We start from the raw sequence: 15,249 nt of genomic DNA on the forward strand, positions 1-15,249 counted from the left end.
CCGCCCGCTGGGCATCAGTGACCGACAACGGCGGAATCTTCGGACCCGGACGACTCATGCCCAACTAACGATGAATCTCCGACTCAGGTCACTAGTAGGGCTTGGTCAGGTCGGTATCGGTTGTGGTGTGTGGTGGTGGCAGGTGGGGCAGGCGCCGTTCCAGGTGGCGAGGAGAGCCTGGAGTTCTCGGACGATCCGGTAGGGGCTCAGTCCGGCGCCGTGTCTTTTGGGGCTCGGGCCAGTCGTTGCAGGGTGCAGAAGGCATGGGCGGCGGAGACCAGGGTGACGTGGTGGTGCCAGCCGTTCCAGGTGCGGCCCTCGAAGTGGGCCAGGCCCAGGGCCTGTTTCATCTCGCGGTAGTCGTGTTCGATGCGCCAGCGGAGCTTGGCCAGGCGGACCAGCGTGGTCAGCGGGGTGTCGACGGAGAGGTCGGACAGCCAGAACTGGACGGGTTCGACCTGATCGGCGGGCCACTCGGCCAGGAGCCAGCACTCGGGCAGTTCCGGTCCGTCGGCTGCCTGGCGGACGGCGCGTCCGGCAGGCCGGATCCGCATGGCCACGAACCGCGAGTACATCCGCTTGAAGCCGCTGCGGCCGGTGCCGGGCCGGGAGCCCTCACGCCATTGCACCGGCTTCGCCGCCTTCCGGCCCGCTGTGATGACCAGCTGCTTCACCGGCCGTGGTGTGTCCGGGTACTTCGCCACCGGCGGCCGTCCGTTCCCGGAGCAGGGCTCGGTCACCGGTACTGCCCCGCCGGGCTGGGCCGAGAGGGTGGTGGAGATCCCCACCACGTAGTTCAGGCCGCGGGCCTGCAGGCCGTGCCGGAAGGCCGCAGCGTCGCCGTAGCCGGCGTCCGCGACGGCCAGGGGCACCTCGATGCCCCAGGAGCGGGTCTCGTCGAGCATGTCGAGTGCCAATTGCCACTTTTCCACGTGCCGGACGTCGTCGGGGATGCCGCAGGCGGTGCGGCGGGCAGTCTTGCCCGGGTCCGCCTTCGGTGAGGCGGGATCCCAGGTCTCGGGCAGGAACAGCCGCCAGTCGACCGCCGCCGAGGCATGATCGGACGCCAGGTGCAGCGAGACCCCCACCTGGCAGTTGGTGACCTTGCCCGCGGTGCCGGTGTACTGCCGGGACACGCACGCCGAGGCGTTGCCGTCCTTGAGGAACCCGGTGTCGTCGAAGATCAGCGCACTTGGCCGGATCACCTTCTCCGTCTTCCACGCCAGACGGGCCCGCACATGCGCCGGATCCCACGGGCTGGTGGTGATGAAGTGGGCCAGGGCCTGCCGGTTCCCGTCCTCCCCGAGCCGGGCCGCCATCGGCTCGACCGACTTGCGCTGCCCGTCGGTCAGCAGCCCACGCAGGTAGACCTGCCCCCACCGACGCTGATCGTTCCGCGCGAACGGCTCGAACATCTCCGCCGCGAAATCCTCCAGATCACACCGCACCGCGGCCAAGTCCTCAGGCTTCACACCCAGTCAACGACACAACCACACATCCAGACACGCCACCAACAACCAAACCTGACCAAGCCCTACTAGGGCCCTGCGCCGGCACCTGCCATGCTGAGCAGGTTCGATTCGATCCTCACACCTTGGAGGTTGTGATGCGTGCAGGCGTCGTCGTCGCCGCGCAGCCCGGTGTGGAGGACCTCGCCGTGCGGGCCGAGGAGTTGGGCTTGCACAGCTTCTGGGTCAACGACACCCCCATGGTCCACGGCGACCCCTTCGTCGCCTTGAGCCTGTGTGCGAAGGCCACCGGCCGCATCAGGCTCGGCATCGGCGTGACCTCACCGGCGCTGCGCTCGGCCCCGGCCGCCGCGAGCGGGCTCGCCAGCCTCAACGCCCTGGCACCGGGCCGGATCATCTGCGGAGTCGGCACCGGAAACACCGCCCGGCGCACCCTGGGCATGCGGCCGACCACGGCGGCCAGGCTGGAGAACTTCACCGTCGCACTGCAGGACCTGTGCGCCGGACGGTCGACCGAGTACCGCGAAGGTGGCCGGGTCCGCGACATCCGGTTCCTGCACGCCGGGGCGCACGTGAACACCGCCGACCCGATCGAGTTCGTCGTGGCCGCGCTGCTCGGACCGAAGGCCGCCGCCGTCGCCGGCCGCCGCGGCACCGGCCTCGTCTCCTTCGGCCTGCTGGACCCCACCGCCTGGCACGCGCTGCACGACACCCGCCGCCACGCCGCCCAGGGCACACCCCGCGACCCCGACTCCCACACGGACTCCTACGTGGTCACCTCGCTCCACCTACTCGACGAGGACGAGGACCCCCACGGCGACGCGGCCCGGGACGCGACGGGCCACCTCGTCCTGTCGCTGCTGGCCTTCGCCGCCGACACAGCCGCCGACTCACCTGCCTTCGCCGAGCAACTCGGCCCCGAGGAACGCGAGGCGGTGCGGCGGCTCCTCGACCGGCGCGGCACTACCGCCACCGCGCCGGACCGGCACACCAAGCTCTACCCCAACTACCTCGGCCGCATCGCACCGCAGGACCGGGACCTGGTTCTGCCCTCGCTGATGAACACCCTGGCCCTGGTCGGCACCCGTGACGACCTCCTCGCCCGCATCACCACTCTGGAACAGGCCGGCGTCGACGAACTCCTCATCCAGCCGGTGATCGACCCGCCCACCGAGATGGCCCTGCTCGCGAAACTCCTCACCTGAGCTGACCCGGCTGCCGCACGACCTTGACCTGTACACCTACAAGGTCACCAAGACTTTGCCATCGCCCTGCCTACGAGGGCGGCCCGGACTTCCGGGAATGGTGGAGACCATAGCGGAACGATCCGGCGGCAGAAATGTCTCGATACGTGCGCGCTTACAACCCCGCCGCCCTGTCCCACCCGGCCTCTCGTGTGAGCTCGCATTGAGCGGGTTGGGGCGGAGTAGAGGTCACCTGTGGCAAGAGCTTGGGCGCGCGGCTGGTTGCCGACTAAAGTCGGTTCATCACTGCTGGTTATGGGGTCAGGGCTTGGTGCACGCACGCCGAGTCGCTGGTGGGGAGGGCCTGTAGAGCATGAGTCGTCGCTCCAATGGGTTGGTCGGTGTCTGGGCTGAGGCACAACGCCAACAGCAACGTCAACGTGAGGCGCAAGCCAGATATCAGCGGGATCAGGAGAGGCAGCAACGCGCCCACCAGCGAGACCTCGCGCGCCGCCAGCGCGAGCAGAAGGCCGCGTACCGGGAGCTGCGGGAGGCGGAGGCGCGGCGGCGGACGCAGGAGATCGACGCGCGGGTGGAGTCCTTGCAGGGGCTGCTGGCGGCGGGGTGCCGGGCTCCGGCGTTCCGGGCGGGGGCGCTGACGCGGGCGGAGCGGGTCGAGCCGTTCGCCCCCGGGCAGCTCGCGCAGCCCGTTCGGATGCCGGACCCGAACCAATACCAGCCGGGCGGCGGTTGGACCGCCGCACGGCGTGCCCAGGCGCAGGCGGAGGCCCGGTCCAGGTTCGAGCACGACTGGCAGGCCGCGCAGGCGGCGGAAGCACAGCGGCAGCAGCAGTTGGCCGCCTACCAGCGGCAGTACCAGCAGTGGGCCGATGCCCAGCTGGGCGAGATCCGTCGGCACAACGCCGGCATCGTCGAGATGACGACGGGGCTTCGCGACGGAGATCCCGAGGCAGCGGTGGAGTATTTCTCCGCTGCCCTGTACGCCTCAACCGGATGGCCGGAGGACTTGCCCCGCCAGGTGTCAGCGGCGTACGACCCCGGTGCGCGCCAATTAGTACTCAACTGGGAGCTGCCCAAGTACGACATCGTGCCGGAGGCGAAGTCGGTGCGCTACATGATCAACGCCGACCAGGAGAAGGAGTCGCCGCGGCCGGTCACCCAGCGCCGCGCCCTGTACCGCGACGTACTCGCGCAGTGCCTCCTGCTGGTTCTGCGTGATCTTTTCGCGGCCGATGAGTTCGGTGCGCTGGAATCGGTCGCGTTGAACGGGTTCGTGGACGATCACGACCCGACGACCGGTAGACGGGCATCCATGTTCCTCGGCACCGTCATGGCGTCGCGTTCGACGTTCGCCGCCCTGCATCTGGAACAGGTGAACGCCGTCAACTGCCTGGTGGACGGTCTGCGGGGGCAGTTGTCCTCGCGTCCCGATCAGTACGCGCCCGTACGTCCCGGCCGGGTCCCCGAGGACGTCGGCAATGCCGTTGTCACTCACGGAGGCGACGAAGAGCCGGATCTGCACGCGATGGATCCCATCGCCTTCGAGGCTCTGGTCGCCGATCTGTTCCGCGCCATGGGCATGCAGGCCGTGACCACACAGCGTTCGAACGACGGCGGTGTGGACGTCGACGCGCTCGACCCGACCCCGATCCGCGGCGGAAAGATCGTCGTGCAGGTCAAGCGGTACCGCAACACCGTGCCCCCGACGGCCGTCCGCGACCTGTACGGTACGGTCCAGGACGCAGGCGCCAACAAGGGTGTGCTGGTGACGACGTCCGGCTTCGGTCCCGGATCACACACCTTCGCCAACGGCAAGCCCTTGGAACTGGTGGCGGGCTCCGAACTGGTCGATCTGCTCCACCGGCACGGACTGCGCGGGCGACTGGGCAGCGGCGAGCGCTCGGTGCCGCCCCAGCGGACCGCGCCGGACGATGAGACCGGCACCGACGACCACAACGTGTTGGGCATGTACTGGTCGGGCGGCGTCGCCCTGGACGTGTGCGCGCTCGTCTGCCACGGCAACCGGGTTCTGGACGACGACCACTTCGTCTTCTTCAACAACCCCCGGACGCCGGACGGCACGGTCCGCGCGCTCATTCCGGTCGCGCCGGACAGGGCCGCCGTCCAGGTCTCCTTCGACGCCCTGCCGGCGCGCGCCGACCGCCTCGTCCTGATCGCCGCCGTCGACCCCGAAGCCAACCCTACGGCCGACCTGTCCGGTTTCACCGACGCCGGTATCCGGCTGTTGGACTCCGAGCGAACGCCACTCGACCGGTTGGAGGTCTCCGACGGCCGCCCCGGCGAAACCGCCCTCGTACTGGGGTCCTTCCGTCGCCGCGCGAACGGCGACTGGGATTTTGTCGCCGGAGGCAAGGGGTACAGAGGGGGCTTGGAGGCACTGATCCAGGAGTACGGCATCGACGTGGAGTAACGATCCGCGTCCCCGGGGCGGGCACAGGTCGAGCAAGTGGGCCCCGGGGCGGGCGGGGCCCTCGGGTGAGGTGGTGGGGTGGTCGGGCCCAAGGGGCGGGCCGGTGGAAAAGCACGTTGCTGTGACGTCGCGCCGGACCTGGCGTCCCGGAGGGCATCCGCCCCATGCCGAGGCGAACGCGCCCCTCGGGAAGGACCGCCATGAAGGCCGACTGGGACCTGCGGCTGCCGGAGCTGCTGGCGCCATGGGGGCTGCCCGGCGCGCGTACGGGACGTGGGCGGACCGATCTCGGGGCGGTTCCGGGTGTGGAAGGTGGAGAGCGGGGACGGGCCGTACGTCGCGCGCTGGATGGCGGCTCTCTTTTCACCCCCCTGAAGCGGGAGGGGTTCTGCGGACGGCAAGGGCATGGCAGAGGAGTTCGCACACCACCACGCGACGCAGGCACGCGGGTCTGCTACCTACCGCGCGCCGGAGCCGCAGACGGGTGCAGCGGAATGATCATTCAAGGGCTGTCCCCATGATCAGCCGGGGTCGATACGGACCGGCCGCAGGTTATTGATCAAGTCGGTCCTCGGGGTTCCGGCCGCCTGTTCCTGCTGTTGGTTTCTTGTTCCGTTGGTTGTCGGCGTTCCAGCTGGCCAGGAGGCGGATCGCGTCGGCTTCGGGGGTGCCGGGTTGGGGGGTGTAGACACTGAGTACCTGGCTGGAGACGGCGTCGATGCGGAGGGTCTCGTAGGGAAGTGTGACCTCGCCGATGACTGGGTGCCGGAAGGTCTTCGCGCCGGCTCGGGGGGTTCGTACGTCGTTGGTCGCCCAGCGCGTCCGGAATTCTGCGCTGCGGGTCGCGAGTTGTCCGATCAGTTCGGTCAGATCGGGGTCGTCGGGGTGGCGGCCGACCTCGATGCGCAGCATCGCCACGGTGTCGGCTGTGATCCGGTCCCACTCGGGGAACAGGTCCCGGGCCCTGGGCTCGTCGAGGAACAGGAAGCGGGCGCTGTTCGTCCGTCCGGGCAGGTCGTACACGGGTGCGAGGAGTGCGCGCCCCAGTGTGTTGACCGCGAGGATGTCGAACCGGCCGTTGAAGACCACTGCGGGTAGGTGGTCCATGGAGTCCAGCAGCACCCGGATTCCGGGGGTGACCAGGTCTTTCGCCGCGCTGCGGCTCCGCTTGCGGGCCGCGGGGGTCAGAGCGGCGAGCAGCCGGTCGAGGTGAGCGCGTTCGTCATCGTCCAGACGCAGGACGTCGGCGACGGCGTCGACGACTCCGGCGGAGGGCCCGGTTGCCTGGCCGCGTTCGAGCCGCACGTAGTACTCCGGGCTGACCCCGGCGAGCAACGCGACCTCCTCTCTGCGCAGGCCTTTCACCCGACGGCGGGTGCCCTGCGGAGGAAGGCCGGCGTCGGTTGGGGTGACCCGGGCGCGGCGGGTGGTGAGGAACTCGCGGACCGCCGCCCGTGCGGCCTCCTTCTCGTCCATGAGATCAAGGGTAGGCCCGGCCCGCGTCCCGGAAGGGGTCCCTGTGAGTACCCCTTTTCTCAGTGCCTGTCGGGATGTGGTGAACGGATGTTGGCTGGATGCCGGCGAGATCGAGATCGACGCCCGGATGTCGGTCCTCGCCGCTTCCCTCTGATGGACCTTCCTTCGACACTCTCGACGAGAAACGAGTTCTCTGATGCAGCACGCCATGCTGGGGAGCCTGCGGGTTTCCCGGATCGGCCTGGGTGCCATGACCATGGCCGGCACCTACACCTCCGGTGGCGGCCTGGACGACGCCGAATCCATCCGTGCCATCCATCGCGCGCTCGACCTCGGCGTCACCCACATCGACACCGCTGAAAGCTACGGACCCTTCCACGGCGAGGAGATCGTTGGTCAGGCGCTGCAGGGCCGGCGCGACCAGGTCGTCGTCGCCACGAAGTTCGGCATCCTGTCCCATGCCGGGGACGGAACCGGCCTGTTCGACAGCAGTCCGGCCAACATCCGCACCGCCGTCGAGGGCTCCCTGAAGCGCCTTCGCACCGACCGGATCGACCTCTACTACCAGCACCGGGTCGACCAGAACACCCCCATCGAGGACACCATCGGCACCGCGGCCGAGCTGATCGCCGAAGGCAAGGTCCTGAACATCGGCCTGTCCGAGGCCTCGCCGGACACGATCTGCCGCGCCCACGCCGTGCACCCCGTCACCGCGTTGCAGACCGAATACTCCCTGTGGACCCGCGACGTCGAGACCGAGCTGCTGCCCCTGCTGCGCGAGCTGGGCATCGGCCTCGTCCCCTACGCGCCACTCGGGCACGGGTTCCTGACCGGCCGGATCCGCACGCCGGACGACATCCCCGACGACGACTGGCGCAAGACCAATCCGCGCTTCATCGGCGAGGCCTTCTACCAGAACCTGCGGCTCGTGGGGGAGGTACGGAACATCGCGGCCGAGGCCGGTGCCACCCCGGCACAGACCGCGCTGGCCTGGCTGCTGGCCCAGGGCGGGGACATCGCCCCGATCCCCGGCAGCCGGCGAGTCGCTCGCGTCGAGGAGAACACCGCCGCCGACGGCATCGTCCTGACCGCCGACCAGTTGCAGCGGCTCGACAACATCACGCCGGCCACCGGGGCCCGACACGACGATTTCAACGAGGCCTCGATCGACCGCTGAACCCAGCATCGACGAGTGTGCCGCAACCAGCCCAAACACCGAACCCCAACGGGGTTCTCGACGCACGAGAGCCTTCGCCTCAGAGGAGAAACGCCATGTCCGCAGCTACATCACCGACTGAGCAGAACCGTGCGATCGTCGAAGCCATGTTCGCAGCGGCGAACAGCGGCGACGTCGAGGGAGTCTTCTCCTATCTGTCCGAGGACGTCGCGGTCATCGAGCCGGTGTTCCTGCCCTTCGGGAAGGTCTACCACGGCAAGGACGAATTCCTCGGCCTCGCCCAGGTCTTGCCGAACTACCTCGACGTCTCCAAGATCACGGTGCACTACACCATCGCCGACGGCGACCGCGTCGCGGCGTGCGTCGGCATCACGGACGTCGCGACCGGAGAGCTCACCCACTTCATCGAACAATTCACCATCAAGGGCGGCAAGATCGTCGAGAATCGGGTGTTCTACCACGATGTCGGCAGCTTGATCGACAAGCCCAAGGTCGTGTAGCGCGCACACTCGAACCCGCGGACCGCCGCCCGCGCCGTCTCCTTCTCGTCCATGAGATCGGGATGGGCCTGGCCCACGTCCCGGAAGGGGTCTGCGTGCGTACCCGCGGATGCCGCGAACGCCGGCCCTCGCCACGTGCCTCTGATGCACCTTCCTTCGACACTCTCGACGAGAAACGAGTTCTCTGATGCAGCACGCCATGCCGGGGAGCCTGTGGGTTTCCCGGATCGGCCTGGGTGCCATGACCATGGCCGGCACCTACACCTCCGGCGGCGGCCTGGACGACGCCGAATCCATCCGTGCCATCCATCGCGCGCTCGACGTCCGCATCACCCACATCGACACTGCCGAGCCCTACGGCCCGTTCCGCAGCGAGGAGATCGACGCATGAGCGAGCGGCGAGCCGTCCAGCACTGGATCGACGGCGCCGCGGCCGCAGGCGACGGGTGCGAGCGCATCGACGTCGTGAACCCGGCCACCGCCACCGTGATCGCCGACGTGCCGGCGGGTACGGCGGCCGACGTCGACCGGGCCGTCGCGGCCGCGCAGCGCGCGTTCCCGGAGTGGTCGGCGGTGCCGGTCAGTGAGCGGGCCGCCGCGATCGCCCGGATCGCCGACGGCATCAAGGGCGTCATCGACGACTTCGCCGCCACCGTCACCTCCGAGACGGGTTCGCCGATCTCGTACGCCAAGGTCGTGCAGGCCGGGCTGCCCTACCAGGTGGCGAGCAGCTTCGCCGCGCTGGCCGGGCCGGGCACGGGCTGGGACCTGCACGAGTACCGGCACTCCTCCCTGACCCACCTCGGCGAGCAGGGCGCGTCCGAGCTGATGCTGATGGCCAAGTCCCGGCACAAGAAGGCGGAGTACGTCTGCCGGTACTTCAAGCCCTCGCCGGAGGCCATCGCCCGGGTGACCAGCCTGCTGGCCCCGGGCGACGCCCGACACTGACCGCCGCCGTCACCCGGTCCGGGCGTTGAGCGACTGCGGTGGGACGGGACGCGAAGCGTGCCAAGCGCATGCCCCGCGGGGCATGGGCCGACAGGCGCCGCTGACGGCGGTGGTGGTGCTTGGCCTACTGCCAACGCGCGCTGCTTCGAGCACCCACACAAGACCGCGGATCACCGGATTGTCGACGGTGCCCTGGCGAAGGCTTGCCGGTCGGGTCGTCCCGGTGGCGGGGCAGACCGTACGGGGTGAGACTGGCTGTTCGAGCTGGTCGAGAGAGGCGGTGCGGGGTGTCGGAGCTTGAGGCGCTGGCGGCGGAGGCGTACGTCTACGGCTTTCCCATGGTGTTCAACCTGGAGGAGGTGGACCGCTTCACCCGCAGCGGCATGGGCTCGCTGCCCGCGGCCCCCTTCAACCGGTTCGGCCACGCCGCCGGCCTGGCCGGGCCGGAGGACACCTTCGTCAGCGTCAACAACGACACCGTCTACTCCGTCGTCCAGCTCGACCTGCGCGGCGGCCCGCTCCTGCTGCATGTGCCCGACACCGCAGGGCGGTACTACGTGCTCCAGTTCGTCGACGCGTGGACCAACAACTTCGCCTACGTCGGCCGGCGCGCCACCGGCACCGCCGCGGGGACCTACCTGCTGACCGGCCCCGGCTGGAGCGGCGACGTGCCCGCGGGCGCCACACGGATCGCGGCGCCGACCGCCGTGGCCTCCCTCGTGGGCCGCTGGGCCTGCGACGACCGGGGCGACCTCGCCGCCGTCCGCGCCCTGCAGCAGGCCACGACGCTCGAACCCGTCGGTGCCGGCGGGCCGCCGCCCGAGGGACTGCCCGCACCGCACAGCGGCGTCGGCGGCAGCGAGCTGGTGTTCTTCGAGAAGCTGCGCGTCTGGATGCGGGCCTTCCCGCCGTCCGCCGCCGACCGGGCCTACCAGAAGCGGTTCGCCCCGCTGGGCCTCCTCGCCGACGACACCCCCTACACCGCTCCCGCCTCCGAGTTGGCACAAGCCCTGACGACCGGATACCGCACAGGCAAGGAACGGGTGGAATACGCGACCACCCACGGCGACAGCCCCGAGCAGAACGGGTGGAAGCTGACCTACGACGCCTTCGACTACAACCTCGACTTCTTCGAGACCGGCACCCTCAACACCCCCCAGTGGGTCATCGCGGACCGCGCCACCGCCCGGACCGTCCGCGCCGCGTCCGCCCGCGCCGGCCTGTGGGGCAACCACGGCTACGAAGCCGCCTACGCCATGAGCTGGAACGACGGCGACGGCCGACCCCTGGACGGCACCCAGGCCTACACTCTGACCTTCGCCACACCCCCGCCGGTGGACGCCTTCTGGTCGATCACCATGTACGACCTGCCCCACTACTACCTCGTCGACAACCCCATCGACCGCTACTCCATCGGCGACCGCACCCCCGGCCTCCACTACGACCCCGACGGCTCCCTGACCCTGCACCTCCAGCCGCAGCGCCCCACCGAACCGGGAGCCGCCGCCAACTGGCTGCCCACCCCGCCCGGCCGCTTCCGCCCCGTGCTGCGCATGTACCAGCCCCGTCCCGCCGTCTTCGACGGCACCTACACCCTCGCCCCGATCAAGCGATCCCTGCCACACCACGCCGCCGAAGGCCAGCGTGCCGCCGATCGCACCAAGGGCGTCCCAGAAGGAGTCATCTGACATGGCGGCGATTCCGGCCCCACTCCGTAGGGCAGACCCAACTGCCCCGCATCGCCCTGCTGAACAGCGCGCCGGAACGAGCAGAACAGCGCCGGTGGGAGACTCTCCGGGGTGACCTCCGCACGCCGCCCGCTGGGCCCAGGTATCGAGATTCCCGAGCCCCCGGAGCGGGATCCCCGCACCCGGACGGCCGCCCAGCGGGCCGCCGACCGCGACTGGGTCGAACCCGTCGCCCCGAAACCACCGAGGCACGGCCGCCGGATCCTGGGCAACGGCCCGGTCGGCGACGGCCGCTGACACCCCGGCACCACCGCAGCCGGTAGTGCCGTCCCTCGGGGGACCGCCAGACAGACGCCGCGCTTACCGCAGCACTTCACCGGTCCGCCGGCGGGAAGGCGCCGGTGGGCAGAGCGCCGTGGCCGTCGAGCGTCCAGGTCGCGTGCTCCCAGACCGGCTCGGTGCCGTCCGCGATGCGATGCAGGAGAGCAGTCATGGACTGCCCGTCCACTGCGGCGTCCGTGGAGCGGGACCACGGGACCGGGAAGAGGCCTACCTGCGGCGGGAGACCGGCGCGTACCTGGACCCGTGGCACGACCGGCTCAAGACCGCGTACGTCGACACCCTCGCCGACCTGGGCGTCACCAAGGACCTCAACGACACCGAGTTCCTGGCGGCGATGGAGCGGCACAAGGAGATTGATCCGGCCTTGGCCGCGGTGCTCGCCGCGGTCAAGGCGACCGTGAAGGGCGGCGTGGGCAAGCTGTGTGAGGGCCCGCAGGGCAAGAAGTACAGGGACGGCGACCGGTGGCCGGCGCTGGAGCGGCCGACGTGGCGCCCGGACATCCGGGCCGCGGTCATCTCCAAGGCGCGGGTCAACATGCACCGCAAGTTGCTCAAGATGGCGGACATGACGGGCCTGTACCCGCTCGCTGTGCTGTCCGACTGCGTCGTCTACCCCTCGCCCGGCGAGAGCCCGCTGGACTTCCTGCCCTACGCCACCTCCGGCAAGCCGCAGCCCGGCGGCTTCCGCCTCGGCCCGACGCCGGGCCTGGCGAAGCTGGAAGGGGTGCAGGAGATGGCCTGGGCGGTCGACGTGATGGAGAAAGGCCTCAACCCGGCCCGGCACATCAAGGGCGGCGACGCCGTCCTTGATGAGGGCGAGTAGGCCGTGCCCGACGCAGGCACCGGCACGACGCCGCCGCGTCTGGAGGCCGGTGCGGAGCTGGGGCGGGCGCTGGACCGCCTTCAGGCGCGCATGGAGGCCCTGCAGTTCTCCCCGCGCACCCGCCGTATCTCGCCGCGGTTCGAGCTGTGGCGGCACGATCTGCGCGAGACGCGCGAGACCTGGTTCCGGCTCGTTGACCTCGACGGCCAGAACCCCACCCCCGAAAGGAGCTGAGCACCACCGTGGGAGAGATCGAGGACGCGATCGAGCGCGCCGACCGGGAGGCGTTCACCCGCCAGCCGCCCAAGACCCTCCAGGGCCGCATCAACTTCCTGATGAAGCAGTTCAAGACGACCAGGGCCGTCGCGGCGGAGATCGGGGTCAGCCAGCGTTCCGTGGAGCGCTACCGCAAGGGCGAACGCAAGCACCCGCCCAAGGACATCGCCGACCGGATCGACGCCGCCGTACGGGCCCGCTGGCAGCCCCAGGTCCGCAAGCGCCGTCGCAAACAGGCCGCCGCCACCGGCGGGATCACCGTCGAGACCCGCGCCCGGTTCGGCTACACCGCGCCGATCGGCACCACCGACGACGGACGGTTCCGGCGACTCACCGTGCATCTTCCCGCGTCGTACGCGCAGCGCCTGTTCGACGCCCGCGACGCCGGAGCCAGCGACCAGCAGATGCGACAGATCATCGCCGACGGATTCAAAGACGTGTACTTCCAGGACGGCGGAGGCCGCGCCATGGGACTCTCGGACGTCGCCATCAACGACATCGACTATTTGGACTTGGATTTCTGAATAGGAGTATGTGCGTGGCGAGCATCAATTACCCGTTCCTGAATCCGAGCCCCCGGCGGTGGCTGCCATGGCGGTACGACCCGTCGGGAGGACCAGCCGATGAGCACACAGCCCGACCACGCACCGTCACGCCGTACGCCCCCACACCGGGAGCTCCGGCCGAACTGCCTCGCCCAGCGGCGCGCCGACCGCCGCGCCGACTCCTGGTGCCGGCCTTCGAGTAGGAGTGGGCGACGGCGCTGGAGGAGTCGCGCCGGACCTTCTCCCTCGCCGGCCTGCACGAGGTCGTCCAGGTCCGGCAGGCCCGCGTCGCCTCCGCCCCGGCGGTCGACGCGTTCCTCGCCTCCGGCCGTGATGAGACCGGCTTCGTGGACTTGGGGGAGATCCGGGGCAGGCGCCGGTGAGCGGTCAGCCGTACGCGGTCCGCCTCTCCCCGCAGGCCGCGAAGGTGCTCGCCGAACTGCCCGAGCACGGGAAGAGATCGTGTGGGACGTACTGGACGCCGCCGCGGCCGACCCGTGGGGCTTTGGCCCAAGGCCGTGAAGTTATGGCTTTGGGGGCGTTGGCAAGTGTGTTCTGATCCGTGGCGACTCCGGACGTGAGAAGCGGAGCCCCGGTAGAACTGGCAGTCGACCAAGACAGCCGTTCACAGCACCGGAGGCTCCGCTGTCCGATCAGTGTGTCATCACGCGAGAAATCACGGTAGCCAAGGGCCTGTTCGCCCCCGGACACCTGGGGGAACTCACCCAGATCGTCCCGTTCGACATGGTCGATGCGGCGCTCACCGAGACCGGCGCCGTCCAGCAACGACTGCGGAAGATCCCCGCCCGGGTGGTGGTCTACCTGCTGCTCGCCGCAGCCCTGTTCGAGGACTGCGGCTACCCGGCCGTCTGGCGCAGGCTCACCGCCGCACTGGAGGCGGTACCGGTCGTGAAGGTCACCGGCACGGGGCTCTGGGGCGCCCGGACCCGTCTCGGTGTCCGCCCCATGCAGGCCCTGTTCGGCCTGTTACGCGGACCGGCCACGGCGGTCCGTACCGTCGGCGCCCGTTTCAAGGGCCTGCTGACCGTCGCGATCGACGGCACCTTCCTCGACGTCCCCGACAGCCCGCTGCACCGGGCCCGCCTGGGCAAGGGCACCAATCAGTACGCGACCTCCGGCTACCCACAGATCTGCCTGACCGCACTGGTGGCCTGCGGCACCCGCGCGGTCCTGGACGCCGCCTTCGGCCCCCGGTCCGGCGGCGAGACCGTCCACGGCAAGCGACTGACGCGATCCCTCCACGCCGGAATGATCGTCCTGCTGGACCGGGGCTTCTCCGGCAACGCGTTCCCGGCCGCCGTCGCCACCGCCGAGGCAGCCTTCCTGGCACGCGTCTCGGCCGGCCGCAAACCCCCGGTCCTGGCCCGCTTCGACGACGGCTCCCACCTCTCGCGCTTCGGAGACGTCGAGGTCCGCATCATCGAGTGCGAGATCACCATAACCACCAGCCAGGGCCGTCAGACCGGGCTCTACCGACTGGCCACCAACCTCCTTGACCACCACCGGTACCCTGCATCCGACCTGGTCAGCCTCTATCACGAGCGATGGGAAGTGGAATCTGCCTACTTCGCGATCAAGAAAACGATGCTGGGCCGACGGGTCCTGCGCTCGAAGACCCGGGCCGGCATCGCCCAGGAGGTCTACGCCCTGCTGAGCGCCTACCAGGTCCTGCGGATCGCGATCGCCGACGCCACCGAGACCACACCCGGAGCCGATCCGGACCGGGCCAGCTTCAGCGTCGCGCTCCGATGCGCCCGCGATCAGATCCTCCAGGCCGCGGGCGTCATCGCCGACACCGTGATCGACCTCGTCGGAACGATCGGACGAGCCGTCCTCGACCAGCTCATGCCCGCCCGCCGCCTCCGCATCAGCCCTCGCGCAGTGAAACGACCCCTGTCCCGATACGCCTACAAGAGCCTCAAGGTCGACCGACACACCTACACGGCCACCCTCAGTATCAACATATTGACACCAACGATCAGCCCATAACTTCACGGCCTTGGGCTTTGGCCAGTGGGACGCCGGGGACCCCGAGGGCGTGGACGTGCGCATCGCGTCCGTCGGCCAGCTGTCCGTCATCTATTTCACCAACCGGGCGCTCCGGCACCTGTCCGTCCTGGACATCATCTGGCAACGCCCCGCCGCCCCTCGGCATTGCAGCGACACTGTTGGCGAATTCTGGGCTGAACGTAACGTCGGGGGGGCCCGCCCCGGGGGGGGGGGGGGGGGGGGGGGGGGGGGGGGGGGGGGGGGGGGGTGTTTTTTGTTTGGGGGGGGGGGGGGGGGGGGGGGGGGGGGGGGGGGGGGGGGGGGGGGGGGGGCGTGGTTTCGGGGAGCCGTCTCCCGGT

At 69.9% G+C, this 15,249-nt stretch carries 12 protein-coding genes and 4 pseudogenes; 14 read left to right on the forward strand and 2 right to left on the reverse strand.

The window, feature by feature from the left end; genetic code table 11:
• Positions 1-206: 206 nt before the first annotated feature.
• Positions 207-1,415, reverse strand: coding sequence for an IS701 family transposase (locus ACFYT4_RS34970; RefSeq protein WP_389278605.1), 1,209 nt, complete (start codon positions 1,413-1,415; stop codon positions 207-209).
• A gap of 191 nt (positions 1,416-1,606) precedes the next feature.
• Between ACFYT4_RS34970 and ACFYT4_RS34975 the strand changes: the two genes are divergently transcribed.
• Both ACFYT4_RS34975 and ACFYT4_RS34980 read left to right on the forward strand, forming a co-directional pair.
• Positions 1,607-2,674 (forward strand): LLM class flavin-dependent oxidoreductase, encoded by a 1,068-nt coding sequence (locus ACFYT4_RS34975; RefSeq protein WP_389278578.1) that lies wholly within the window; start codon positions 1,607-1,609, stop codon positions 2,672-2,674.
• Between the two features lie 352 nt (positions 2,675-3,026).
• On the forward strand, positions 3,027-5,105 hold the full coding sequence (locus ACFYT4_RS34980; RefSeq protein ID WP_389278581.1) for a restriction endonuclease: 2,079 nt from the start codon (positions 3,027-3,029) through the stop codon (positions 5,103-5,105).
• Between the two features lie 552 nt (positions 5,106-5,657).
• On the opposite strand, the gene ACFYT4_RS34985 is transcribed toward ACFYT4_RS34980, so the two are convergent.
• Positions 5,658-6,581 (reverse strand): helix-turn-helix domain-containing protein, encoded by a 924-nt coding sequence (locus ACFYT4_RS34985; RefSeq protein WP_389278584.1) that lies wholly within the window; start codon positions 6,579-6,581, stop codon positions 5,658-5,660.
• A 196-nt stretch (positions 6,582-6,777) separates the two neighbouring features.
• Between ACFYT4_RS34985 and ACFYT4_RS34990 the strand changes: the two genes are divergently transcribed.
• The 12 genes and pseudogenes from ACFYT4_RS34990 to ACFYT4_RS35045 all read left to right on the forward strand — a co-directional run bounded on the left by ACFYT4_RS34990 (position 6,778) and on the right by ACFYT4_RS35045 (position 14,890).
• A complete protein-coding gene (locus ACFYT4_RS34990) occupies positions 6,778-7,758 on the forward strand; it encodes an aldo/keto reductase (protein WP_389278587.1) in 981 nt (326 codons plus the stop codon).
• Between the two features lie 95 nt (positions 7,759-7,853).
• Complete coding sequence (locus tag ACFYT4_RS34995) at positions 7,854-8,258, forward strand: nuclear transport factor 2 family protein (protein ID WP_389278590.1); 405 nt, start codon at positions 7,854-7,856, stop codon at positions 8,256-8,258.
• Positions 8,259-8,445: 187 nt separating this feature from the next.
• Positions 8,446-8,640, forward strand: a pseudogene (locus ACFYT4_RS35000) (aldo/keto reductase); the annotation flags it as partial.
• 5 nt (positions 8,641-8,645) lie between these two features.
• Positions 8,646-8,990 (forward strand): annotated as a pseudogene (locus ACFYT4_RS35005) (aldehyde dehydrogenase family protein); the annotation flags it as partial.
• 6 nt (positions 8,991-8,996) lie between these two features.
• A pseudogene (locus ACFYT4_RS35010) lies at positions 8,997-9,206 on the forward strand (site-specific integrase); the annotation flags it as partial.
• Between the two features lie 287 nt (positions 9,207-9,493).
• Positions 9,494-10,894: a DUF1254 domain-containing protein gene (locus ACFYT4_RS35015; RefSeq protein WP_389278593.1), complete on the forward strand. Its 1,401-nt coding sequence runs from the start codon at positions 9,494-9,496 to the stop codon at positions 10,892-10,894.
• A 111-nt stretch (positions 10,895-11,005) separates the two neighbouring features.
• Positions 11,006-11,191 carry a hypothetical protein gene (locus ACFYT4_RS35020; RefSeq protein ID WP_389278596.1) on the forward strand — a complete coding sequence of 62 codons (186 nt, stop codon included), beginning with the start codon at positions 11,006-11,008 and terminating at the stop codon, positions 11,189-11,191.
• Positions 11,192-11,438: 247 nt separating this feature from the next.
• A pseudogene (locus tag ACFYT4_RS35025) lies at positions 11,439-12,059 on the forward strand (transcriptional regulator); the annotation flags it as partial.
• Between the two features lie 3 nt (positions 12,060-12,062).
• Positions 12,063-12,293, forward strand: a complete 231-nt coding sequence (locus ACFYT4_RS35030) for a hypothetical protein (RefSeq protein WP_389278599.1) — start codon at positions 12,063-12,065, stop codon at positions 12,291-12,293.
• Between the two features lie 8 nt (positions 12,294-12,301).
• A complete protein-coding gene (gene tpg, locus ACFYT4_RS35035) occupies positions 12,302-12,859 on the forward strand; it encodes a telomere-protecting terminal protein Tpg (RefSeq protein ID WP_389278602.1) in 558 nt (185 codons plus the stop codon).
• Positions 12,860-13,134: 275 nt separating this feature from the next.
• Positions 13,135-13,263, forward strand: a complete 129-nt coding sequence (locus ACFYT4_RS35040) for a hypothetical protein (protein WP_389278608.1) — start codon at positions 13,135-13,137, stop codon at positions 13,261-13,263.
• Between the two features lie 328 nt (positions 13,264-13,591).
• Positions 13,592-14,890: an IS4 family transposase gene (locus ACFYT4_RS35045; RefSeq protein ID WP_389278611.1), complete on the forward strand. Its 1,299-nt coding sequence runs from the start codon at positions 13,592-13,594 to the stop codon at positions 14,888-14,890.
• The last annotated feature ends 359 nt before the right edge of the window (positions 14,891-15,249 follow it).

The sequence above is a fragment of the Streptomyces sp. NPDC004609 genome, from assembly GCF_042873655.1.
Lineage (GTDB): Bacteria > Actinomycetota > Actinomycetes > Streptomycetales > Streptomycetaceae > Streptomyces.

Excerpts from the sequence above, each read along its gene's own strand:
- ACFYT4_RS34970 (WP_389278605.1), bottom strand. The coding sequence starts at position 1,415 with ATGTTCGAGCCGTTCGCGCGGAACGATCAGCGTCGGTGGGGGCAGGTC.
- ACFYT4_RS34990 (WP_389278587.1), top strand. The coding sequence starts at position 6,778 with ATGCAGCACGCCATGCTGGGGAGCCTGCGGGTTTCCCGGATCGGCCTG.
- ACFYT4_RS34980 (WP_389278581.1), top strand. The coding sequence starts at position 3,027 with ATGAGTCGTCGCTCCAATGGGTTGGTCGGTGTCTGGGCTGAGGCACAA.
- ACFYT4_RS34975 (WP_389278578.1), top strand. The coding sequence starts at position 1,607 with ATGCGTGCAGGCGTCGTCGTCGCCGCGCAGCCCGGTGTGGAGGACCTC.
- ACFYT4_RS34985 (WP_389278584.1), bottom strand. The coding sequence starts at position 6,581 with ATGGACGAGAAGGAGGCCGCACGGGCGGCGGTCCGCGAGTTCCTCACC.
- ACFYT4_RS34995 (WP_389278590.1), top strand. The coding sequence starts at position 7,854 with ATGTCCGCAGCTACATCACCGACTGAGCAGAACCGTGCGATCGTCGAA.